Here is a 20,252-nt window from a genome sequence, read left to right on the forward strand (position 1 = left end):
CGGTCAGTACACCCCTTCCTCGAACTCGACGTCGGCGACGATGGTGGTGGCGACGTCGGCCTGGAGGAGACCCTGGCCGCCGTCACCCGGGGAGCGGGTGATCAGGCTGCGCAGCGTCTGCACGGTGTCGCGGTGGTCCGCCGGGATGTTGAGGGTGTCGGCGGATACGACGTTGATGCGCTGGGAGTAGTCCATCGCGCTGTCGATGACGACCGTCTCTCCCGTCAGGGCGCCGAACTGGAAGCCCTGAAGTGCCCACACGCCGTTGCCGATGACCTGCACCGCGTTCAGCTGCAGGATGATGCGGGTCTGTGTCGCCCAGTCGGGAATCCAGATCCGCCACTGACTGGCCAGCGGCCACGGCGTGTTCTGCCCCGCGGTGTAGTTGTCGTCGCTCTTCGGAAAGCCCGTGAAGATCCGGCGAGAGCGGCGGGGGTTGGCGATCGAGCGCAGGTCGGTGATCATCGCGTCGGTGACCGTCTGGCAGTTCGGCGGCAGGGTGATCCGAGCGAGCGGGATCGCGGTCATTCCCTGCGGCGGGGTGGTGGCCGTCGCGGACACGTTCGGGATGACCTGGAAGTAGCCGATCTGGTCGACGGCGGGGTTGCGGCTTCCCTCGTACTCCGGGTCCTCAACACGCAGCACCAGTAGGTCCGTTCGGCCCGTGCCGGCGGTCGGCGCGACCTGCACGGCGGCGTCGCCAATGTTGTACTGGGTGTAGCAGCCCTGCCCGAACGTGGCGCCGCGCACGATCGCCGAGCCATCGCCGACCCGCACCGCTGCACCCGGCGTTGCGGTCGGCCTCACCTTCAAGTCGTTGCCCTCGGTCACGCCCTGGGATCCGCGCGCGAGATCGCGCACCATCATGCGGAACGCCCGCGCGGGGTGGGTGCCGCCGTGGACCATCATCGGGGGCTGAATGAGTGTCATATCTGCCTCACAGGCTGGTATAGGAGTCGCGCCAACTCATCTGGAGCCGGGCTGTGTTGGTGTAGTCGGTGGCGGTCCACCGCAGTTCGGAGCGGCCTGGCGGCACCCGGAGGCGATCAAGCCGCGACGAGCTGGTGAGCTGCCCGGCCGCGTTGCCGGTGCCGTTCCGCAGCACCGTACGGGTGCCCGGCCGGGTCTCGATCTGCACGAACTCCCCAGCGCCGAGGGACAGCTGGAGCTCCAGCGCCTGGCCGGTCTCCACGACCCACAGCCTTGGATTGGTGACAGGTCCTGCGATCCGCACCGACGGCCAGGACGGCCGGTCGCCGCCGTGCAGGAGCCAGCCCGGCCGGGTGTCCGGGTTCGCGACGCCGGTGGTCAGCGGCGCCACCAGCGGAGCCGTCACGCCCTCGCGGGTGGTGGAGACGTCCAGCGACAGGGTGACTCCGGAGGTATCGTCGGCCGCCCACCACGGGTCGGTCGCGGAGAACTCGATCTCGAACGGCAGCCAGCCGTGGACTGCGCGGGAGACGCTCACCGCGTCGACCAGGCGCACCCGGCCGTACAGGCGCCGCGCCGCCCGGCCGGGCCGCCGGGCCCGCAGCACCGCCAGCGCCCCCGGCCGCTGCGTGATCCACGCCGCCGACGACGTGACCTCGAGCTGCGCGAGCCGGTCCAGCACCGCGCCCGGATCGCCCGGCACGCGGATTCCGCCGATCAGGCGTAGCACCCGCGCCCCGTACAGGTCCTGGCCGGTGAACAGGCCGTCCTCACCGGGGATCTCGACCGCGTCGGTGCGCAGCGGCGGCAGGCCGATCCCCTGGATGTCCTCGAGCAGCACGTCGGTGCCGGTGCCCATGGCGATGCCGCCGAGGTCGAACTGCCAGTCCCTCAGGTCGATGCTCATGCCCGGCCACCTCGCTGGACCGCGCGCAGGCCGCGCATCACCGCGTCGGCCACCGAGTCGGGGCCTAGGTTGCTGCCGGTGACGGTGATCGGCATCTGCCCGACCAGCGGGCGGGGCGCGGCGTCGCGCACCACGACGACCGTCGGCGCCCCACTGCGGGCGGCGACGAGCTTCACCAGGCCGGCCGCACGGCCACCGGCGGCGATGCCGGTACGAGTGGTGGAACCAAGGACAGCACCGTCGGCCAGCCGTATCCCGGGCAGGTGGCCCTGCTCGGGCCCGTACACGACCCGGCCGCCGAACCGGGCCGCGGTCTCGGCGAGGATCGCCTTCGACCGTGCCCGCTTCGACGAGCCGAGCGGGATGTACGCCTCTCCCTGGGTTTCCGGCTCCGCCCACACCCGCCAGGCCCCGGCCGGGGCGATCTGCGCGACGTGCTGCTCTCGCTGCCCGGCGATGCCGCCGGTGGCGAAGAACGACAGCAGGGAGCCGTCGGCCTGGCGCTCCATCTCCTCCCGGACCCGGTCGCCTTGGCGGCGGAAATACAGCGGGATGGTCACGGACTCCGGAGCGTTGACGGACACCTGGATGGTCTTCTGGCCGGGGATGGCTCGCACCGAGGCGCCGACCGAGTCCAGTGCGGCCTGCACCTTGGCCATGTCGCCGGACAGCAACGCCTTCGTCAACGACTGCGCTGCCTCTGCGCCCTTCTCCTTGGAGACCTGCGCGATCAGCGCAAGCATCGCCGACCACTGGTCGTTCGCGCTCGCCCCGGCGTCCTTGAACGCCCCGACCACCCTGGTCAGGTCGGGTGGGGTGATGGGCTGCTTGCTGCCCCAGATCGTCTGCAGGGTCGTCAGCGCATTCTCGATGTCGCCGGCAAGCAGCGCGTGCGCGAAGTTCTGGGCGGCGTCCAGGCCCTTGGCCTGCGCGACCTGGGTGACCAGGCTCAGCCCGACCGCCATCTCGGTACGTGCCGACGCGGTGCCCGAGCGGACGGCCTTCGTCATGTCGTCGACGGCCATCGTCTGCATGACCTTTCCGAACGCGGCGGCGTCGTTGGTCTGCGCGGCGGCGGCCCAGGCCCGCGCGGTGGCGTCCCCGTAGCGGGCGGCGATAGCCGGCAGCTGCTCCAGTCCGGCTTGGAAGGTGTCCTGGCTCCGGGCGGCGTCCTCGGCGACGATCGCCTGCAGCTCGTCGGCGACCTGCTTCTTCCCGGACTTCAGCTGCTTCACCAGCTCGTCGAGCATCGGCGCGGCGCTCACTCCAAGCGTCGCGAAGTGGCTGGTCAGATCGCCGTACCCAGCGATCGCCAACTCCGACAGGTTGTTCTGGAAGTCGCGCTGCGCCTGAAGCTGGCGGCGCAGCTCAGCGAGGTAGTCGTCCAGCCCGGCGCGGGTAGCCTGCACCAGGCCGTTCAGCTGCTCAGCTGCGCCGGTCTTTCCGTTCTTAAGGTTGGCGACGAGATCACGGGCAAGTCCGGAGCTGGCGGCGCCGAGCTCGCGGAAGTGGTCCGCGAGCGGGCCGTACCCAGCCCGGGCGAGCTCGTCCAGGTCACGCTGGAAGTCCCGGGAGGCGCTGGCCTGCTGGCGCAAGGCGTCGGTGTACTGGCCGATGCTGGCTTTGGCGAGGTCGATCTGCACGCCGCTGGCCTTGGTGGAGGCGCCGGCCCTGTCCTGGGCAGCCTTCCACGCCTCGGTGGGGCTGACGATGTCGCCGATCGACCTGGCGAGCGCCTTCATCTCGTCGGTGTACTTCGGGGCGCCGTTCTTGTCGGTGGGGATGAGCTTCTCCAGCGTCCACAGACCGCCGGGGCCGCGCACCACCCCGTCGATCTTCGACTGGACGATGTTCATCGCGTCCGCGTACTCGGCTGCGGCCTTCACCGCCGCCGACCAGGACTCCGAGCGGTCCTTGAGGACCTTCTTCGCCTGGTCGAAGCTCGTGTCGTAGGCGCCAAGGTTGGCGTCCCAGGACTTCATCTTCCCGAGGTCGAGCTTGTCGTTGAGGGCGGCGAGCTTGTCGCCGCCGTTGACCAGGGCGTCCACGACCTCGTTCAAGTCGAGCCCCGCTTTGCGGAGCTTGGCCATGTCGTCGGAGTTGGCGAGGCTTTCCGCCAGGGCGCGCAGGCCGGCGCCGGTGTCGTGCTCCTCCCGTTCGCGGCGCAGCGCCGCGGTCAGGTCGTCGGTGACGGCCTTCGCCTGCTGCTTGCTGGCGGAGTACGCGGCGTAGCCGAGCACACCGATCGCGAGCAGCCCGGTCAGGCCGGACACGGCGAGGCTGGTGCCGCGCAGGACGGCGGGCAGCACGGAGCCGCCCGCCGCCGCGTCGGCCGCAGCCGCACGGAACGCGGCGAGCTGGGCGCTGATCTGTGCGAGGCCGGCCCGTCCGATCAGTGCGGCGGCGCCGATGGCGAGCAGCACCCCGACGCCCTCCTTCACCGGTCCGGGAAGGTCACCGAAGGCTCCCGCGACGATCCCCGCGTCGTGGGCGAGCTCCTGGAGGACCGGCAGCAGGACGCGGGAGACGTCCATCCCGGCGGCCGTCGCCCGGTTCTGGAAGAGCTGCCACTGCCCGCTCACCGTGTCCATCTGGAGGGCGTACGCCTTCTGGGTGGCCCCGGCCCGCTGTACCTCGGTGTTGATCGCCTGGAACGAGTCGGCGTAGTTCTGGCCGTCGGCGGCGGCCAGCGCGAGCGCGGCCCGCGTGGCCCTGATGTCCTTGAACAGCTGCACGGTCGCTTCGGCTTGGCCGCCCGTCGCCTTGTTGATCTTGCTCATGACGACGTAAAGGCCGTCCTGCTGGACAGCACTGGCCGCCGACTCGTAGCCCAAGTCGCCTATGAGTTTGCCGAGTTCGGTCGTCGGCTTCATCAGCCGGGTCATCAGCATGTTCAGCGCGGTCGCGGACTCGGCCGCCGGGATGCCCGCTAGGGTGATCGCCGCCAGCGCCGACGACATGTCGCTGAAGCTGATGCCAGCGGCGGCGGCCATGGGCACCACGTCGCCGAGCTGCTGCGCGAGCTCCTCGAAGCTGATGACGCCCTTGTTGACCGTCTGGAACATGATGTCCATTACGGAAGCGGCGGCGGCGGCCGGCAGGCCGTACGCCTTCAGGACCCCGAGCAGTGCCCGAGCTGCAACCTCCGTCGTCGTCAGTCCGGCCGAGGCCCCCTGGGCCGCGACCCGCAGGATCGTCATCGCCTCGGCGCCGTCGAACCCGGTCGAGACGACCTGGTAGAGGCCCTCCGCCAACTGCCGTGCGCTCTGCGGAAGTTCGGTCGACATCCGGACGATCTGGTCGGCGAACGCCCCGACGCTGCGCCCGTCGATCGCCTTCGAGATGGTGAGGACGTTCGCCATCTCCTTCTCCAGGGCGATCGACCCGGCCACTCCAGCGGCCAGGACCGCTCCGAGCAGCAGCCCGCCCTTCACGAACCCGGCGACCCGAGCGGCCGTCGCGGCCTCCCCGGCAGCCGCCGCCTCACTCTGCGCCCGGGCGACCGCCGTGCTGGCCGCGACCGCCCGCTGCGCCGCCCGCTCCTCCACCGACGCCTGTGCCGAGCGGGCCTGACCGGCAGCCGTGGCGGCAGCAGCTGCGGTGGTGCTGGTGCGCTCGGCGAGAGCTGCCGCCCGGGCGGCAGCGTCTTGCGCCGTGACGGCCCGCATCGCCTGGGCGGTCTGCGCCTGGCCGGCGCGCACGGCCGATGCGGCAGCAGCCTCGGCCGTGCGCTGCGCGGCGGCAGCACCGGCCCCGGTGGCAGCCTGAGCGCGAGCCGCCATCGTCTGCGCCAGCTCCTGCGCCCGAGTCGCACGGGTCGACGCCTCGACGGCGGCTGTCTGCTCGGCCTGCGCGCGGGCGGCGGCCGACGCCGCCACCGCCTGGGCACGGCCTGCCCGCTCCGCTGTCGCCGCCGCCGTGTTCTCCGCAGTGGCAGTGCGGTCCAGCGCCGCCGTCACCGCCGCCTGCGACTTGACGGCCTGCGCGGCTGCGGCGGCCTGCGCCTGCCCCAGCCGCTCTGCGGCGGCCTCCACCCGCTCAAGGGCAGCACGCGTACCGTTCAACTGGCCATCGAAGGAACGCAGCTGCTGCGCACCTCCGCGAAGTCCGGCCGTCAGACCGGCCAGCCCCGCCTGGAGCTGGACATACAGGGTGTAGGCGCCGGCCACGCCGGATCACTCCGCTCTGGGCCGCAGCCCGATCTTCACCCCACGCCCGTCAGGCCCCCGCGGGACCTGGTCCTGCTCCATCTCCACCAGCTCGCACCCCGGACAGCGGTGCGTCTCGGCCACGTACGCGAACCGGTCCTGCTCCCACTCCTGCGCCCTGGTGCCACAGCTCTCACACAGCTGTCGCCGGTACGCGGCGAATGCCATCGCCTTCGCTCGGTCCAGCGCCGACCAGCGTCCCGACCCCGCGCCCATCAGCTGCGAGTGCGGGATCCGGTACCGGTCGGCGAGCTCCATCTCCGCCCTGAACTGCGGGTCGGAGATCAGCCTTTTCCCAGGTCGGCCCGCAGCTTCTGGTTGGGCAGCAGCGCCGCCGTGAACAGGGCCTTCGCGTCGGGGTCCGACCACTCGTCGAGCAGCTCCTGCGCCTCGGCGGCGCTCATTCCCTCGACCTCGGTGCCGTCCTCGTCCCGCTCGACGTGGCAGGCGGAGATCAGCGCGGCCGGGAAGCTCTCGGGGTTGTACTCCATGCCCCGGTCGGCCTGCTCCTCCGTCGGCGGATGCTCAAGCAGCAGCGCCTCCCATGCGGGCCTCGGCAGCGCGCGGAACGTCAGCTCCACCGTCACCTCCGCGAGCCGGTGCTCCGCCGTGGCCAGCACGGATCGTGCGATCACCACCTGCGGCTGCTGCTCCACCCACCCGTCCTGCTCTGCCTCCGGCACACTGGCGGCCCCGGCAGCGGCCCGGGCCTGAGCCCGGGCGGTCACCAGGGCGATCGTCGCGTCCGTGACAGCCTGCTTCGTGGTGTCGTCGTCGCAGAAGGAGACCGGGCGCTCCGGCAGCTTGCGGGCCTTGAGGCGGGCCATCTTGGCCCGCCAGTGCGCGTCCCGCTGAACGGCGGCGGGCGGCGGCTCGTGATGGGTCGTCATCAGGTTTCCCCTCAGCCTGCTGCGGCGGCCGGGATCGCCGCGTCCAGCGTCGGCACGTCCGTGATCGCGAACGAGACCTTGAACTTCGCGGGCTCGGTGCCGGTGCTGTAGCTCGGCGCGCGGGAGCCGACCCGCACTGGGAAGATGTCCATCGACTTGGACTGCGGGATGTCGCCCTTGCGCAGGATGACGACGTAGCCGACGACGTCCTTCGACAGCAGCGTCTCGACCGTCTCCGCCGCCAGGTCCTCGTAGAAGGTGAGCGAGCTGCTGGCCGCTTTGTCCTCGCCGGGGATGCTGGTGCTGAACCGCGACCCGAGGTCCGGGGTCTCGATCGGCGAGTTCTCCAGGGACCAGCCCTCGACGTCGGACACCTGCCGGGACAGGTCGACCGCGCTCTTGGTGAGGTCCGAGCCCGGGCTCAGCTCAGCCCGGGTCGGGACGTTGGTCGCCGCCGCGATCGTCTTGAGGAACAGGACCTTGGTGATACCGCGGCGCATGAACCGCTGCTGCGTGGATGCCACGCTTGACTCGCAATCCGGGAACACGGCCGACCCGGATGCACCGGAGACCCGTCCCCTGGGCAGACCGCCCACCGGCGATCAGGGAGTCAGCCCGAGCCGGCGGCCGGGCGTCCGTGCTTGGGTCTCCACGGTGAGGCACTGCGAGGCGGATCAGGTGTCCGGCGTGGTCACATGCAGGATGATCCGCTGCACGTAACTGTATACGCCGCTCACGACGGTGACCCCGTCCTCCTTGTCGACCTCTCGCCCCACGATGGTGTGGCCAGCCACCGGGATTGCCGTGGCGAACGCCCCGGTCTTCGTCCTGGCCAGCAACGCCGACCGGACCTTGTCGCTCATCCACTCGGCCTGCTCGGCGGTCGTGCCGATGCTGGTCACCTGGTAGAGCATTCGGGCGTCCCCGTCGGCGTCACCGAACGGAGGCCCTGAGCTGGTGCCGCCCAGCGGGTAGAGCACGCAGTACGGGATGGTCGCCCCAGTCGGTTTGTCGCCAGCGCCCGGCGCGGTGCCGTACCCGCAGCTTCGGCCGGTCGCCGAAGAGAGAGCTCCCTGCACGGCGAGAGACACAACTCGTCCCTGCACAGCCATGGTTACTCGTCTTCCTCTCCGTTTTCGCACTCGTCCTCAGCGGCTACGCGATCGGCGGTGATGCGACCGGCGAGGTCCATGTCGGCGTAGCGGATCATCCCGGCCCTGTCCCAGGCCGGCATGTCGGCTGGCGATGCCTCCACGTAGAGTCCGAGCTGGCCGTCCTTTTCGTCGAGGACCTCGATCACGAGAACGGCGCGGGAGAGCAGACCCGCGCCGTGTGCTTGCAGGACTCGGGCAACGGCCTCGTGGATGTCGTCCGTGAGCTGGCTCATCGGCCCACCTCGGCGATCCGCCCCATGGCCGCGAGGAACAGCGGCGCGACTCTCTCAACTGCTGGTCCAACGTGGGGATATGGCGGCTGATGGAAGACTCGGCCGATGATGTCGGGCCCGACGAATCCGTACTCGAGGCGCCCTGCCTGCGGCTTCGCGGTACCGACGACGGCCTCGACCCCTGCGGCGGTGACCTGTAGTTCGTGGGTCCAGCTCCGCCGGTAGTCGCCTGTGGGCGCGTTGGGTCCGGGCCGCCCGGATGCGTTGGCCTTGATGGCCGTCTCCAGCAGCATGGCGTGGTGCCGCACGACGGACACGGCAGCGGGCAGCAGTGCGGCCGCCCGTGCTTCGAGCTGGGCCGCGATCTGGGCGCCATTGCTGTAGGCCCCGGCCGCGGGGTGGGCGTTAGGGTGCGGGTTCGCTGCCATCAGTCCACCTTGTCCAGGGCTGCCCAGTTCCCGGCTGCCCACTCCGTTAGCTGCGCGAGAAGCGCGCGGGTGTATTCGCCCGGCCCGCCATCCAGCAGGTCGTGGCGTCCGAGAACAGCCCGCTCCAGCTCGCCGGCGTCGATGGCTCCCAGGAAGGCAGCTGCGGCCGGGCCGGGGTCCGGCGGCTCACCGACGGCCACGCGCGTCAGGCCCTCCCATTCGTCCGAGGTGGTCGGCTGGAGCAGGATGGCCAGTTCCGGTAGCTGTCCGGCTCGGTGGCTCAGGGGGTACGCCTGGACCTGCGATGCCACGTCGCGGCCGTCGATCTCCAGGTGCGCGGTTGGTCCGTCGGCCACGATCCGGACATGGCTCGACTCATCAGGAAGGGTGGGGGTCATGGTCCGACCCTAGGAGCCGCGACGGACAGTAACGGGCGGCGCAGTTAGGGCGGGGTGATCTCATCCAGCCGGGTGATCCGGGCAACCTCCACCGTGCTGGCCTCGGCTGGGTCGAGGACCTGCCAGACCCTGCCGACGGTGCCAGCCGTCGGTGACGCAGCGACAGTGACCTCCAAGCGGTCGCCGCGCTGGGGCAACGGAGCCGACAGAGGCGTGACTAGCCCGTACCAACTCGCTGCATCGTCAACCCACTTCGCGCCCACCAGGTGCTCGACGGTGGACAGGCCGTGCGAGGAGAGGACCGCGCCAGGTCCTTCCCAAATGGTCGATGCGGGCACGGGTCCGACCAGACCCGTGTCAATGTCCAACGCCGCTGTCCCTGTCGGCCGGGAGATCCGGACGCGGTCCACCATGATCGTGGTCTCTAGGCTCTGGCGGACCGCATCGAGGTCCGGCGGCGTGCTCACGCGGTGCCTCCCGACTTCTGGATACGCATCCACGTGGTCCGCAGCACCTCGACAGTGCCGGTCTCGCCCGGGTCGAGGACTGTCCAGACCCGCCCGATCGCGGCGCTGTCCTCGCTGCGCACGACGGTCACGAGGTCACCGGTCGCGGCCACGGGCGCGGACAGCGATGTGAACAGGGTGTAGCGGGCGTCGCCGTCGTCGCGGTACGGCTGTCCTTCGAGCCGCAGCACGATGCCGGGGCCTCCGGCAGGGCGGTGCGCGCCTGGGCCCTCGTACACGGTGACGTCGGGCCCAGGCACGTACTGTCCGGTGGTGGGGTCGAGGACCATCGGTCCGGGTCGGTAGATCCGGACGGTGTCGTTCAGGAGCTTGCGCTCCACCAGAGTGGCCAGCGAGGCTGGGAGGATGCTGTTCGAATCAGTTGGGGATGTGGGGCTGCTCATGATTCGAGCGTAGGTAGCGTGTCGGACACATCCCGGCCTCTGGTCGGTTAGTGAATCGGGGCCAACGCAAGGCGTTCGATGCGGGCCGCGAGTTCGGGATCGCTGGCGGTCCTTCCCAGGCGACATGCGGTGAGAGTTTGCACCGAGTTCGCCTCGACACCGCGCATGCTCATGCAGAGGTGCTCGCCTTCGGCGTAGACCGCAACGTCGTCGGTGCCGGCCTGCTTGGCGATGTCCTGCGCAACGGCCTGTGTGATTCGTTCCTGGAGCTGGAGACCGTGAGTGTGGACGCGCAGTTGGCGCACCAGCTTGGACAGGCCGAGGACTTGGGCTTGCGGCACGTAGGCGATGGAGACGGTGAGGTGGAACGGCAGCAGGTGGTGCTCGCACAAGCTCCAAGCACGGATGCCGCGCAGCATGACGAAGTCGCCCTGATTGCTGGTGTGGTTGAAGGTGGTGCCGAGGGTGCCGGGGTCACGGTTGAGGAACTCGGTCCACCATGAGGCAACTCGGCGCGGTGTATCGATTAGTCCTTCGCGGTCTGGGTCCTCGCCGAGGGCGAGGAGCAGCTCGCGGGTGAGGCTCTCCACGCGTCCGGTGTCGACGGGCCGTCGCGCGGGCGTACGTATGGAGCTGGCCATTGGGGCTCCTTCGAGAAGAGTTGGGCTGACACCTCTGCCGGAAAGGGCGGCTTGTATCCGCGACGACCTGTTTTCAGAGCTGGGTCGCGGCGGGGAGGCGGCCAAGGATGGGCAGAGCTGTGAATGCCTCGGCGTAGGTGGTGCCGATTCGGGCACCCCAGAGGCGGCCGAGATGTTCGGCCATGGGCCCGAAGTGGCTTTCGATGGGTTGCGAGGCGTGCTGCCGCAGTGCCTGCATCTTGGTGCCGAACGTGGCCGTGGTGTCCACGATCGTGTCGGCTCGTACCGGGCCGTCGAGCGTGAGTGAGTTGTAGGTATCGCAGGTGTATAGCCGCTGGGGGTGTCCGGTGCTGATGACGGCGTCGGGCAGTGCGGCGAGGACCGCTTCGCTGATTCTCCGGTGGTCCGGGTGGACGTCACGGACGGGGTGGGTGACCACGACGTCGGGGCGGAGGTCGATGAGGAGCTGGTGGATCTCTGTGGGGTCGAGCAGCTGGGCTTGGTGCAGGCGCGCGCCGAGCACCTTCGTTCCGGCCGCTGCCTCGGAGTCTCGTTCGGCGCTGTGGAACGGGACGGCGACGGTTACCAGTGCGTGGGCTGCATGGTGGGCGAGGGTGCCGCCTGCCCACAGTTCGGCGTCGTCGGGATGCGCGAAGACCGCCAGGACGGATCCTGGGGAGGTGGCGGTCACCAGAGCCCCAGCTTCTCGACGACTTCGCCGGCCTTGGGCATCCTCGGCGTGGGCTGGCCGGTCGGGGTGAGCGGCACGTCGAGGTCGCGGTTCATCTGGATCATGGAGTGCCAGCGCAGTACGTCGGGCCAGGCCGCCTTAACGGCGGCGCCCTTGGCTCCGGTGAGGCGGTCGGAGGCGAGCAGGTCATCGAGTTGGAGGCCGTCGGCGAGGAACGCGGCGGCGGCCTTGGGGCCGATGCCCTTGACGCCGGGAATGTTGTCGGCGGGGTCTCCGGTCAAGGCCCGGTAAGCGGGCCATTGATCGGGGGTGACGTGGTAGCGCGCCGCGACTTCATGAGGGGTGATCAGGCGGTGGGTGGCCTTCCTGGACCGGTTGATGATGTGGATGCTCTCGGAGAGCAGTTGGTAGTAGTCGGCGTCGCGGGACATGATCCGTACCGGTCGGGTGGTGGCGGCCTGGGTGGCTAGGGTTCCGATCACGTCGTCGGCCTCGGCGTCGTCGATCTCGACCCACCGGATGCCGATCAGGTCGAGTCCGTCCTTGACCGGCTGAAGGAACTGCAGGGGTTTGAGGGCTTCGGGGGTGCTCTCCCGGTTGGCCTTGTAGGAGGCGTCCTCGGTGCTGCGTTCGGCGATGCCCTGCTGGCCGTCGAAGACTGCGATGACCTCGGGGGCTGGCACGTCGACGTCGTCGCGCAGGGTCGCGCCGAGCAGCGCGAAGAAGGCGAAGAGACCGGTCAGCTCGCGGGTCTTGTCGCGGGAGAAGATGGCGGCGGGAAATCCGAAGGTGCCCGCCCACAGGACGTTGAAGGCGTCAACGAGAAGCAACGGAGCTGGCGTTGCAGGCTGGGTGTTTTCGGGCATCACGAGACCGCCTCTATGAAGAGTTCAGCGATCCGGTGGGGGGCGAAGTCGCCTGCGCGCCGGTACACGGCCTGTGTAGTCGCGCCGTACAGTATGGCATCGTCCAGTAGGGCGGTTGCGGTCTTCAGGAGGCCGTGGGGTCCGGAGTCGTGGTCGGTGAGCAGGTGTTCGCCGTGGCCGGTGGGTTCGATGAGGTCAGGCAGATTGCCGACGCGGTAGGCGATGATTGGCGTGCCGACGCTCATGGCTTCCAGGGCGACGAGGCCGAAGGTCTCCTTGTGGCTGGGCACGATGACCGCTGCGGCGCCGGCGAGCCAGTTGGGTACGTCGGACCAAGGCAGGGCGCTGCGGAGGCTGACGTTGGGGCAGTGGTCGGCGAGGTGTCGGCAGCGGTCCAACAGGTGACGCTGGGAGCCGTCGTGGTCCTCGAACCCGGCGGATGCGAGGGCGATCTCCACAGTGCGGTCGAAGGCGGGGAGGGCCTCGAGGAGTTCGGCGACGCCCTTCTCTGGGCCGAGGCGCGCCAGTACCCGGATTGGGGCGGTACGTCGAAGTACCTCACGGCGGGCAGCATCTGGTGCGGGGCCAGCGGCCGGGTCGCTCATCAGGGCGTTGGGGACGACCTGGCCGAGCACGGCCCAGTCGATTGCGTGCTGCTGAATGGTGGAGGAGGGGAAGAGGATGCGCGTCGCGCGAGCGACGGCGGGTCCGGCGTCGACGATGTGCGGGGGGACGTGGACTGCGAGGGCCCGGCGGACGTGGCCGGGGATCTCGCCGCGCAGGCGGCCAAGGCCCCACAGGGCATCCGTGAACAGGACGGTGTCGATGCGGTGGCGCAGGACCATGGCGCGGATCTGTGCTGAGAGTAATCCGTCCTGAAGGGTGACGGCCCGGCGGAGGGCCTGGTCGTCACACGGGAAGGTGAGGCCCTCGATAGTCAGGTGATCGACAGTGACTCCGGGCAGGAGTTCGGAGTCGATGTCGGGTTGCGGAGCGGCGGTGGCGATAACAGGGCGGTGGCCGCTTTGGGCGAGGCCCAGGGCAAGAGCGGCGGTGGCTCGTTCGATGCCCGCGGGCGCGTCGGGTGCCCAGGAGACAAGGACGAGCAGCACACGCCGGGATGTGGCGGTCTTGGTCACGGCGTCGCCACCTTCTTCGGTACCGGCAGCTGCCGTGTATCACCGTCGTGGCTGGCCTCCCAGGGGAAGACCACCCAGTTGTTCACGTCCCAGATCCATCCGTCGGGGCCCTCGGTGCAGCCCGCGTTGCGGCACAGGGCCAGCGTCTTCGGGACGGCCGAGCTGCCGAGCTTCGGGCCCAGAGCGCGGGCGACGGCGGTGAAGGTGGCGCCGGAGCCAGCGATGTCGTCGACCAGGAGCACGGTGCCGTCGAAGCGGTCGGGCAGATCGTTGGACAGGACCACGCTGACGTCGCCGGTGGCCTGCTGCCAGGGCTCATCCGTTCGGTTGTGCCGGGCGGTGACGTTGTACAGCGGGACCTCGAGGCAGTCCGCGATGACAGCGGCCGGCCTGGTGCCGCCGTTGGCGATCCCGATGACGGCGGTCACCGGTGGATCGAAGCTGGCGGCGGACTCGGCCAGGAGGCGGGCGCCGTCGTAGCACTGGTAGCGGGTAGGGGCGTAGGGCGCGCTTCGGGTGAAGAGCCGCCGCCCGCCAGTGGGCTGCTGGGCGGTGTCCGTCACGCTGCACTCCCGGTCGTGGGCAGGTGCAGGTCCTCGGGTCCGGTGACGGGCAGGAAGGCACTGATGCTGGTCGCGCCGCCCGTGTTACGCCAGGCGTAGCCGTCCGCGCGCAGGACCGTGAAGCCGTCGGCGCTGCCGCGGGTGCGCAACCGCACTCGCACTCCACTGGGGACGGTGAGCGCGTCGAAGGTGGCACGGGCCTCATCGTCGGTGAGCATCTGCTGTTCGGCGATGGCCTTGCCTTCACCGATGGGCAGCATCTGCAGGAACGTGACGCCGCCGACGCCAAGCTGTGCGGCCAGCTCCAGGAGGGCCTGCGCTTCGTGGTGAGTGGAGCGCATCAGCACCATCTGGAACTGGACTCGGATGCCCTCATCAACTGCGGCCTGGGTGCCGGAGATCGCACGAGAGTAGCTGCTCTCTCCGCGCCAGGCGTCGTGGGTGGACTCGGTGCCGCCGTCCAGGGAGACACGGATGGCGTCGAGCACCGGACAGCTCGGCGGCGCGACGGGCGAGGTGCCAGCCGTTGGTCGTGCAGCTGACCACCGCCCGCCCGCCGGCGCGGATCGCATAGGCGAGGTCGGGCAGGTCGCGCAGCAGCAGCGGTTCGCCGCCGGAGATGTCCACGCCCAGGACACCGGAGGCGGCGATGTGCCCGGCCAACGTGCGCCGCTCCTCCGCGGTGGACTCTCGCACGCCCTTGTCGTCCAGGCAGTGCGGGCAGGCGAGGTTGCAGCGCACGATCGGCGAGAAGCACATGCTCAACGGCGCTTTCGGGTTGAGCTGGCCGGGTCGAACCTCGGGCCAGTCTGCGACCTCGTGCTCGTCAAGGCCGACACATCCCAGCGGTACGGGTCGCGGGGGCAGGTGGTGGGAGCCGACTGCCGGGTCGTGGACAACGGTCGTGCCGTCGATGTCGGCGGCGGCAAAGGCGCGGATCATGCGGTGATCACCTCGGAGTCGGTCAGGAGCTTGTCGGTGGCGGTGGCGAAGTCGTGGCCGCGCCCGCTGGGAGCAGGCCGGGCGAGCAGAGCGCGGTAGTGGGCGAGAGTGGCGGGCCAGGCGGTGAGCTTGGTCTGCCACTGGGCGGCGGCATCCGGCGGGTCGAGGTGGTAGCCGACGGCCTGGCGCAGAGGGACGACCAGGCAGCCGGCAGCGATCAGCGCGGCGCCGAGGTGGGTGTCCTCCATGCCCCAGCCGATACGGCCGAACTCCTCGTCGAAACCCCCGACGTCCACCAGTCGATCGCGGGGTACGCCGAGCAGCGCCGTGACGGCCATCCGAGGCAGGTCCCAGTCGTAGTAGAACCGCCCGTACCCGAGGTTCTGGAAGTCGTCGGTGGCGTCCAGCGGTCGGCCGTCCAGCGGGTCGGTGAGGGTGATGCTCGAGTACGGCAGCGCGGTGTTGGTCGGCGGTGTCCAGGTGACGCGGTGATCGGCGGCCAACTGCGGCGGCACCTCGGGCATCACCGGCCCGCCGGGCCCGCCCTGATGGGGAAGGTTGTGGCGGAAGCCGGCCAGGACGGCGTCAGGGCAGGCGCGGGCTGCGAAGTCGGCGAGGACGTGCCTGGGCAGCACCATGTCTGCGTCGACGAACAGCAGGTTCTCGGTCTGCGCGAGGCGGGCGCCGACGTTGCGGGCCGCTCCCGAGCCGGAGCGGGACGCCAGCCGAACGGCGGTGGTGACAGCGGGATGGCGGCGGGCGATCTCGAAGGTCGTGTCGGCGGAGGCGTCGTCCACGACGATCACCTCCACCGGCCCGGCCGTGTGCTGAACCGCGAGCGCGTCCAGCACCGTCGGCAGGGCGTAGGCGGTGTTGCGGGCCGGAAGCACGACCGACAGCGGGCGGCTGGCGACGTGCGCCGGAGTGGGCTGGTGCCAACCGAGACCGGTCCGGCCGTAGAACGCGCTGGTGACGTGGCTGTGGTAGTTGGGGCGGAGCTTGAGCGAGTCGGCGAGCGTGCCGGTCACGGCCACCTCCATTCGTCGAGGACGGCTGTGGCCTCGGCCCAACCGTGAGGGTTGTGGACCCAGTGCAGGCTTGGCCTGGCCGGGTGGGCGAGCAGGTCGGTGAGCAGCACGAGGTAGGCGGGTTCCAGGACGAGTAGGACCCGCTCCGGGATGCCTGCGATCTGGAACTCGCGTTCCAGCTGCGCGGCGACGCGCGGGCGCAGCTGCTCGGCGCGCGAGATCGTCAGCTGGCGGTCGTAGGGCGTGAGCGGCGTGTCGGCGTGGACGAGGCCGTGTTCCGCCGACAGGAACCTGATCCGGTCCCGCGCGTGCCGGTGGCCAGCGAACCGTGTCTGGAGGTGCGGGGCAATACCGCCGGTATATCGCTCCAGGGCGGGCAGCGGCCTGCGCTCAGGTGCCTTGCATCGGGAGCACCCCGCGATCAGCAGGTCAGTGATCACGCTGCCCTCACCACCCGCACGCCGATGCCAGGTGAGCCCAGCTCAGCCGGCGCCGCATTGAGGAACGTGCACCGTGCGTACAGCGGCAGGGAGTTGTAAGAGCCTCCACGAATGACGTAGCCATCACCGATGGTCGGGCTAGAGGTCCACTCCCAGCAGGTGCCGCCCATGTCGAGCAGCCCAGTCGGCGTCGCCCCGTCCGGGTAGGTACCCACCACGGTCAGGCGCCCGGCACCACCGCGCAGATTCGCCCGCACGGGGCCCGGTTCCTCATCACCCCAGGGGTAGAGCCTGCGGTCGGGCCCGGCCGCGGCCCACTCCCACTCCGAGGAGCGAGGCAGCCGACCGCCGAGTTCAGCAGCCAGCCGCACGGCCTCCTCGTGGGCGAGGCCGGTCAGAGGGAGCGCGCTGCTCCCCTGCCTGGCCTGGGCCCAGGTGACCGGGGTGGCCGTCCATTCAAGGTCAGGCACCGCCACGCGGCGCTGCCGGTCGCCGAACAGGCAGGTGCCGCCTCGGATCGGCAGCCACACCACCTGGTGGCCTGGGGTCATCTCCATGGCGTCGCTCCCTTCATCCGGCGATCAGGAACAGGTCCTCGGCGTTCGCGCCGCTGCGGATCTGGCTCTTGTCCGGGTGAGGCTCCAGGCCACACCGGGCAAGGGCCCCTTCGACGGCGGCCATCGCGTCGCGGGCCTGCGCCTCGTCCAGGCAGAACAGGCAGTAGTTGTCGGCGAACCGCACCACTCTGTGGCCGCTCAGGGCCACGTCGGCTCGTGACAGCCGCAGGTTGATCAACGTGGGCGCCAGCGCCGTGCCCGGCACAATCGGGTAGGGCAGCGGCTCCAGCACCCGGCGGAAGTAGCCGAGGAACGTCCCGTCGGCGACGTACTCGGCCAACCAGTCGGTGACCTCGGCGGCACTGGACCCGGCGGAGGTCTGGCGCACGTCCACGTCGGCCACCCACCGACAACCGGCCTGGAGGTGCCGGTCGGCGTCCCGCAGGGCAGTGATCCGGTTCCGTCCGGCGCGGTAGCCGGACACCCAGTCGGCGAACGCCCGTTGCTCCAGCACGGGTTCGATGGCGTTGCGCATGGCCCGCTGCACCACCCGGTCGGCGACGGTGGGGATCACGGCGGTGAACTCCTTGCCGGTGTAGGCAGTGATCGTCACCTCCCGGATGGGGGACGGCTGCCAGGTCCCGTTCCGCAAGGCGGTGGCGAGGACGTCCAGTCGGTTGCGCATGCCGGTGCGGAACTCGGCCCACGTCATCCCGTCGCCGCCGGGCGCGCCGGCGCGCCGCATGCAGGCCCGCGCCGCGTCCTTCAGGCGACGGACGTCAACGAGATACGGCATGAGCGAATGTGCCCTCGAGGCAAGGAAGTTGGGTATAGTAGGCGATGCCTGAGCGGCAGGAACGATCCCGCTCCCCCTGTTGTCAGCTTGGCCGCTATCCCACACGCGCGGCCTGGGGGAGCCTGTGGAACGACGGCCCCGCTCAGGCGCTCTTGTGTCAGCGTCCACTCTCGTTCTCCCAGATGAGCGTGTGGAGTCGGGCGCTGAGGTTCCAGCCCCGCGCGAGCACGGCATCGGCCAGGTTCCTCATCCCGTCCAGTACGGCCGCGCTGCACGTGCCTTCTGGCATCACCCAGACCGGCGCGAGCCCGAACTGATCGACTAGTGCGGCGACTTCGTCCAGTTCGCTGAGGTCGTGCACGACGAACTTGAAGCGGGTCTTGCCGCATCGGGCCAGGGCACGGAGAGCCTTCGGGCTGGTCCTTCGATCGCCGGGCGCGGCGAAGCCCGCGAGCTTCGGCGAGACGTTGAACGCCTCCACCCGCTCGACCAACTCGGGCAGCGGCATGATCGTGCCGTTCGTCTCGATCTCGACCCCGTAGCCACCCAGGAGGCGCAGCAGCGGTAACAGGGCGCGCTGCTGCATCAGCGGCTCGCCGCCGGTGACGACCAGGCGCTTCCCCGGCCGGTTCGTCAGCCAGTCGGCGATCTGCTGGGCGGTGTAGTGCTGGGCGACGTCGGCGGGGTCGAAGCGCGTTCGATCCCAGGTGTCTGGGGTGTCGCACCGCGGGCAGCGCAGGTTGCAGCCCCACAGGCGCAGGAAGTGCGTGATCTGGCCCGTGCTGGCGCCTTCGCCCTGAAAGGTGGGGCCGAACCGCTCTCTCACGAGCAGCGGCCGCTCAAGAGCCGGCGGAAGAAGCAGGGCGGGGGCGGTCACCGTGCCACCTCGAATTCGGCCATGGACGTCGGCGTCTCCGACACTCGGACTGCCAACAGCTGGCCGGGGATGATCGGCTCGACGTTGTCGATGAACCAGGCGGCCAGGTACTCAGCCAGGTTCTCGGACGTCGGCACGATCGGCAGGACCTCGTTGAGCACCCGGTGGTCGAGCACTCCGTCGATGTACGCCTTGACCGGGGCGAGGTCTCCGAAGTCCGTGACGAACCCGGGCCCGTCCAGTTCCTTCGCGGTGAGGAGGAACTCGACCTCGTAGGAGTGGCCGTGCATGCGCGCGCACTGGTGGCCGGGCGGCAGACCGGTGATGAAGTGGGATGCCTCAAAGCGGAACCGCTTACCGATCCGGTGGCGGCCGCGCACGGGCGTCACCGGCCCTCTCCGGTCGCGTACTCGGTCGGGTCCTCGACGCCGGCCACCTCGAACGCCTCGCGCCGCTCGGTGCACGTCCCGCACGTGCCGCAGTGCACTGGGCCGCCCTTGTAGCAGGACCAGGTCCGCTCGAACGGTACGCCGACCTGGACCCCGACAGTGACGATGTCGGCCTTGGTCAGGGCCAGGAACGGCGCGATGAGGTCGAAGCCTTCCGCGTGGAACCCGTTAGTGGCCGCGCGAGCGGTCTCGGCGAACTGGTCGAAGAACTCGCTGCGGCAGTCCGGGTAGATCGGATGGTCACCCGCGTGTGCGCCGAACGCCACGGCGTCGGCCCCGGCGGCCACGGCCGCGCCGACCGCCACCGACAGCATGATCATGTTCCGGTTCGGTACCACCGTGGCGCGCATGCTCTGGTCGCTGTAGTGCCCGTCGGGCACCTGCACCGCCGTGTCGGTCAGTGCGGATCCTCCGAGAAGCCGACCAACGCTGGTCAGGTCGACCACTTCGTGGCTGGCATTCAGAAGTTGGGCGACATCTCGGGCATGGTCCAACTCCTTGCGGTGACGCTGCCCGTAGTCGAAGGACAGCAGCGTCATGCGGCTCCCCAGACTGGCCAGCCAGTACGCCACGGTAGTGCTGTCGAGTCCACCGGATGCGATCACCACGGCGTGGCCCGGCGGCGTTGCGAGCTTGATCATCTCCTACGTCCCTTGCTGTAGTCCTCCGTTGCCGGAGGGCGGAGTGAGTCCGTCGCCCCAGGGGCGACGGCTTGCTGGAGGTGGCCGGAGTTCCAGCTACCGCGCGATTTGGGAACCGTGATCGCGGGAGGCAACCACAAAGCAGGCCTCCTGACCTTCGGCCCCCCGATCATTCGTCCGGTTCGTGGCCGGCTGCGATGGGGTCAGCGAAGGAACTCCCGGCTTCGGCGCCATCAGCAGCGTCCTGGCGAGAGCCAACCCCGCGCACGCTGCGCGAAGTTGCTGAAGCTGCACAGCCGGGAGGGCACTGCGCAGTCGGCTCGTCGCCTCCAGGAACGTGGCGCATCGGGCGAGAACCTGGCTGGCAGCGGCGGCCGCAGGGTGGTGGCCGTGCCAATCGGTCACTCGCAGCGCGAGGACGCTGCACTCGTGAGCCAGCTCGCCGATGCCGGGGTCCTCCTCCACGAGGGCCCCCCACCAGTCGAGTTCCGCCGCCACGTACATCACGGCCCGTGCTCGGGAGAACCTCGGAAGGCCACTGACCATAGTGGGAACGGGCCACTC

General features: G+C 70.1%; 26 protein-coding genes. All 26 read right to left on the reverse strand.

Annotation, left to right across the window (positions count from 1 at the left end):
* Nucleotides 1–3: 3 nt before the first annotated feature.
* The 26 genes from ABT095_RS34550 to queC all read right to left on the reverse strand — a co-directional run bounded on the left by ABT095_RS34550 (nt 4) and on the right by queC (nt 19,688).
* Entirely contained in the window at nt 4–930 is a 927-nt protein-coding gene (locus tag ABT095_RS34550; protein WP_350533536.1) for a hypothetical protein, read from the reverse strand.
* 7 nt (nt 931–937) lie between these two features.
* Nucleotides 938–1,837, reverse strand: a complete 900-nt coding sequence (locus ABT095_RS34555) for a phage distal tail protein (RefSeq protein ID WP_350533537.1) — start codon at nt 1,835–1,837, stop codon at nt 938–940.
* On the reverse strand, nt 1,834–6,006 hold the full coding sequence (locus tag ABT095_RS34560) for a phage tail tape measure protein (protein ID WP_350533538.1): 4,173 nt from the start codon (nt 6,004–6,006) through the stop codon (nt 1,834–1,836). Before ABT095_RS34560 ends, ABT095_RS34555 begins: the two co-directional genes overlap by 4 nt.
* Nucleotides 6,007–6,012: 6 nt before the next feature.
* Nucleotides 6,013–6,303, reverse strand: a complete 291-nt coding sequence (locus ABT095_RS34565; protein WP_350533539.1) for a hypothetical protein — start codon at nt 6,301–6,303, stop codon at nt 6,013–6,015.
* Nucleotides 6,304–6,329: 26 nt separating this feature from the next.
* Nucleotides 6,330–6,935 (reverse strand): hypothetical protein, encoded by a 606-nt coding sequence (locus tag ABT095_RS34570; protein ID WP_350533540.1) that lies wholly within the window; start codon nt 6,933–6,935, stop codon nt 6,330–6,332.
* Between the two features lie 11 nt (nt 6,936–6,946).
* On the reverse strand, nt 6,947–7,459 hold the full coding sequence (locus ABT095_RS34575) for a phage tail tube protein (RefSeq protein ID WP_350533541.1): 513 nt from the start codon (nt 7,457–7,459) through the stop codon (nt 6,947–6,949).
* 150 nt (nt 7,460–7,609) lie between these two features.
* Complete coding sequence (locus ABT095_RS34580) at nt 7,610–7,837, reverse strand: hypothetical protein (RefSeq protein WP_350533542.1); 228 nt, start codon at nt 7,835–7,837, stop codon at nt 7,610–7,612.
* Nucleotides 7,838–8,049: 212 nt separating this feature from the next.
* A complete protein-coding gene (locus tag ABT095_RS34585; RefSeq protein WP_350533543.1) occupies nt 8,050–8,322 on the reverse strand; it encodes a hypothetical protein in 273 nt (90 codons plus the stop codon).
* Complete coding sequence (locus tag ABT095_RS34590; protein WP_350533544.1) at nt 8,319–8,750, reverse strand: hypothetical protein; 432 nt, start codon at nt 8,748–8,750, stop codon at nt 8,319–8,321. Before ABT095_RS34590 ends, ABT095_RS34585 begins: the two co-directional genes overlap by 4 nt.
* On the reverse strand, nt 8,750–9,148 hold the full coding sequence (locus ABT095_RS34595) for a hypothetical protein (RefSeq protein ID WP_350533545.1): 399 nt from the start codon (nt 9,146–9,148) through the stop codon (nt 8,750–8,752). Before ABT095_RS34595 ends, ABT095_RS34590 begins: the two co-directional genes overlap by 1 nt.
* Nucleotides 9,149–9,192: 44 nt before the next feature.
* Complete coding sequence (locus ABT095_RS34600; RefSeq protein WP_350533546.1) at nt 9,193–9,615, reverse strand: DUF6093 family protein; 423 nt, start codon at nt 9,613–9,615, stop codon at nt 9,193–9,195.
* Complete coding sequence (locus ABT095_RS34605; protein WP_350533547.1) at nt 9,612–10,058, reverse strand: DUF6093 family protein; 447 nt, start codon at nt 10,056–10,058, stop codon at nt 9,612–9,614. The genes ABT095_RS34600 and ABT095_RS34605 overlap by 4 nt, the downstream gene beginning before the upstream one ends.
* Before the next feature lie 47 nt (nt 10,059–10,105).
* The gene (gene folE / locus ABT095_RS34610; RefSeq protein ID WP_350533548.1) at nt 10,106–10,699 is read right to left on the reverse strand and encodes a GTP cyclohydrolase I; all 594 of its coding nucleotides are present in this window, start codon (nt 10,697–10,699) and stop codon (nt 10,106–10,108) included.
* Nucleotides 10,700–10,772: 73 nt separating this feature from the next.
* Complete coding sequence (locus ABT095_RS34615) at nt 10,773–11,390, reverse strand: PIG-L deacetylase family protein (RefSeq protein WP_350533549.1); 618 nt, start codon at nt 11,388–11,390, stop codon at nt 10,773–10,775.
* Nucleotides 11,387–12,220 (reverse strand): 5'-3' exonuclease, encoded by an 834-nt coding sequence (locus ABT095_RS34620; protein WP_350533550.1) that lies wholly within the window; start codon nt 12,218–12,220, stop codon nt 11,387–11,389. Before ABT095_RS34620 ends, ABT095_RS34615 begins: the two co-directional genes overlap by 4 nt.
* Nucleotides 12,221–12,255: 35 nt before the next feature.
* The gene (locus tag ABT095_RS34625; protein ID WP_350533551.1) at nt 12,256–13,395 is read right to left on the reverse strand and encodes a glycosyltransferase family 4 protein; all 1,140 of its coding nucleotides are present in this window, start codon (nt 13,393–13,395) and stop codon (nt 12,256–12,258) included.
* On the reverse strand, nt 13,392–13,958 hold the full coding sequence (locus ABT095_RS34630; protein ID WP_350533552.1) for a phosphoribosyltransferase: 567 nt from the start codon (nt 13,956–13,958) through the stop codon (nt 13,392–13,394). The genes ABT095_RS34625 and ABT095_RS34630 overlap by 4 nt, the downstream gene beginning before the upstream one ends.
* On the reverse strand, nt 13,955–14,446 hold the full coding sequence (locus ABT095_RS34635) for a hypothetical protein (protein ID WP_350533573.1): 492 nt from the start codon (nt 14,444–14,446) through the stop codon (nt 13,955–13,957). Before ABT095_RS34635 ends, ABT095_RS34630 begins: the two co-directional genes overlap by 4 nt.
* A complete protein-coding gene (locus ABT095_RS34640; protein WP_350533553.1) occupies nt 14,334–14,900 on the reverse strand; it encodes a radical SAM protein in 567 nt (188 codons plus the stop codon). Before ABT095_RS34640 ends, ABT095_RS34635 begins: the two co-directional genes overlap by 113 nt.
* On the reverse strand, nt 14,897–15,928 hold the full coding sequence (locus tag ABT095_RS34645; protein ID WP_350533554.1) for a glycosyltransferase: 1,032 nt from the start codon (nt 15,926–15,928) through the stop codon (nt 14,897–14,899). The genes ABT095_RS34640 and ABT095_RS34645 overlap by 4 nt, the downstream gene beginning before the upstream one ends.
* Complete coding sequence (locus ABT095_RS34650; protein WP_350533555.1) at nt 15,925–16,368, reverse strand: DUF6884 domain-containing protein; 444 nt, start codon at nt 16,366–16,368, stop codon at nt 15,925–15,927. The genes ABT095_RS34645 and ABT095_RS34650 overlap by 4 nt, the downstream gene beginning before the upstream one ends.
* On the reverse strand, nt 16,365–16,925 hold the full coding sequence (locus tag ABT095_RS34655; RefSeq protein ID WP_350533556.1) for a formylglycine-generating enzyme family protein: 561 nt from the start codon (nt 16,923–16,925) through the stop codon (nt 16,365–16,367). Before ABT095_RS34655 ends, ABT095_RS34650 begins: the two co-directional genes overlap by 4 nt.
* A 13-nt stretch (nt 16,926–16,938) precedes the next feature.
* Nucleotides 16,939–17,721 (reverse strand): RNA-directed DNA polymerase, encoded by a 783-nt coding sequence (locus ABT095_RS34660; RefSeq protein WP_350533557.1) that lies wholly within the window; start codon nt 17,719–17,721, stop codon nt 16,939–16,941.
* Between the two features lie 157 nt (nt 17,722–17,878).
* The gene (locus tag ABT095_RS34665) at nt 17,879–18,598 is read right to left on the reverse strand and encodes a 7-carboxy-7-deazaguanine synthase QueE (protein ID WP_350533558.1); all 720 of its coding nucleotides are present in this window, start codon (nt 18,596–18,598) and stop codon (nt 17,879–17,881) included.
* Nucleotides 18,595–18,987, reverse strand: a complete 393-nt coding sequence (locus ABT095_RS34670) for a 6-pyruvoyl trahydropterin synthase family protein (RefSeq protein ID WP_350533559.1) — start codon at nt 18,985–18,987, stop codon at nt 18,595–18,597. Before ABT095_RS34670 ends, ABT095_RS34665 begins: the two co-directional genes overlap by 4 nt.
* Nucleotides 18,984–19,688, reverse strand: a complete 705-nt coding sequence (queC, locus tag ABT095_RS34675) for a 7-cyano-7-deazaguanine synthase QueC (RefSeq protein WP_350533560.1) — start codon at nt 19,686–19,688, stop codon at nt 18,984–18,986. Before queC ends, ABT095_RS34670 begins: the two co-directional genes overlap by 4 nt.
* Between the last annotated feature and the right edge of the window lie 564 nt (nt 19,689–20,252).

This window comes from Kitasatospora sp. NPDC002227, assembly GCF_040296285.1.
Lineage (GTDB): Bacteria > Actinomycetota > Actinomycetes > Streptomycetales > Streptomycetaceae > Kitasatospora.

What these genes read in the sequence shown, in the direction of transcription:
- queC (WP_350533560.1), bottom strand. Translation starts at nt 19,688, where the DNA reads ATGATCAAGCTCGCAACGCCGCCGGGCCACGCCGTGGTGATCGCATCC.
- ABT095_RS34595 (WP_350533545.1), bottom strand. Translation starts at nt 9,148, where the DNA reads ATGACCCCCACCCTTCCTGATGAGTCGAGCCATGTCCGGATCGTGGCC.
- ABT095_RS34605 (WP_350533547.1), bottom strand. Translation starts at nt 10,058, where the DNA reads ATGAGCAGCCCCACATCCCCAACTGATTCGAACAGCATCCTCCCAGCC.
- folE (WP_350533548.1), bottom strand. Translation starts at nt 10,699, where the DNA reads ATGGCCAGCTCCATACGTACGCCCGCGCGACGGCCCGTCGACACCGGA.
- ABT095_RS34640 (WP_350533553.1), bottom strand. Translation starts at nt 14,900, where the DNA reads ATGATCCGCGCCTTTGCCGCCGCCGACATCGACGGCACGACCGTTGTC.
- ABT095_RS34655 (WP_350533556.1), bottom strand. Translation starts at nt 16,925, where the DNA reads ATGGAGATGACCCCAGGCCACCAGGTGGTGTGGCTGCCGATCCGAGGC.
- ABT095_RS34570 (WP_350533540.1), bottom strand. Translation starts at nt 6,935, where the DNA reads ATGACGACCCATCACGAGCCGCCGCCCGCCGCCGTTCAGCGGGACGCG.
- ABT095_RS34585 (WP_350533543.1), bottom strand. Translation starts at nt 8,322, where the DNA reads ATGAGCCAGCTCACGGACGACATCCACGAGGCCGTTGCCCGAGTCCTG.
- ABT095_RS34550 (WP_350533536.1), bottom strand. Translation starts at nt 930, where the DNA reads ATGACACTCATTCAGCCCCCGATGATGGTCCACGGCGGCACCCACCCC.
- ABT095_RS34660 (WP_350533557.1), bottom strand. Translation starts at nt 17,721, where the DNA reads ATGCCGTATCTCGTTGACGTCCGTCGCCTGAAGGACGCGGCGCGGGCC.
- ABT095_RS34565 (WP_350533539.1), bottom strand. Translation starts at nt 6,303, where the DNA reads ATGGAGCTCGCCGACCGGTACCGGATCCCGCACTCGCAGCTGATGGGC.
- ABT095_RS34590 (WP_350533544.1), bottom strand. Translation starts at nt 8,750, where the DNA reads ATGGCAGCGAACCCGCACCCTAACGCCCACCCCGCGGCCGGGGCCTAC.
- ABT095_RS34555 (WP_350533537.1), bottom strand. Translation starts at nt 1,837, where the DNA reads ATGAGCATCGACCTGAGGGACTGGCAGTTCGACCTCGGCGGCATCGCC.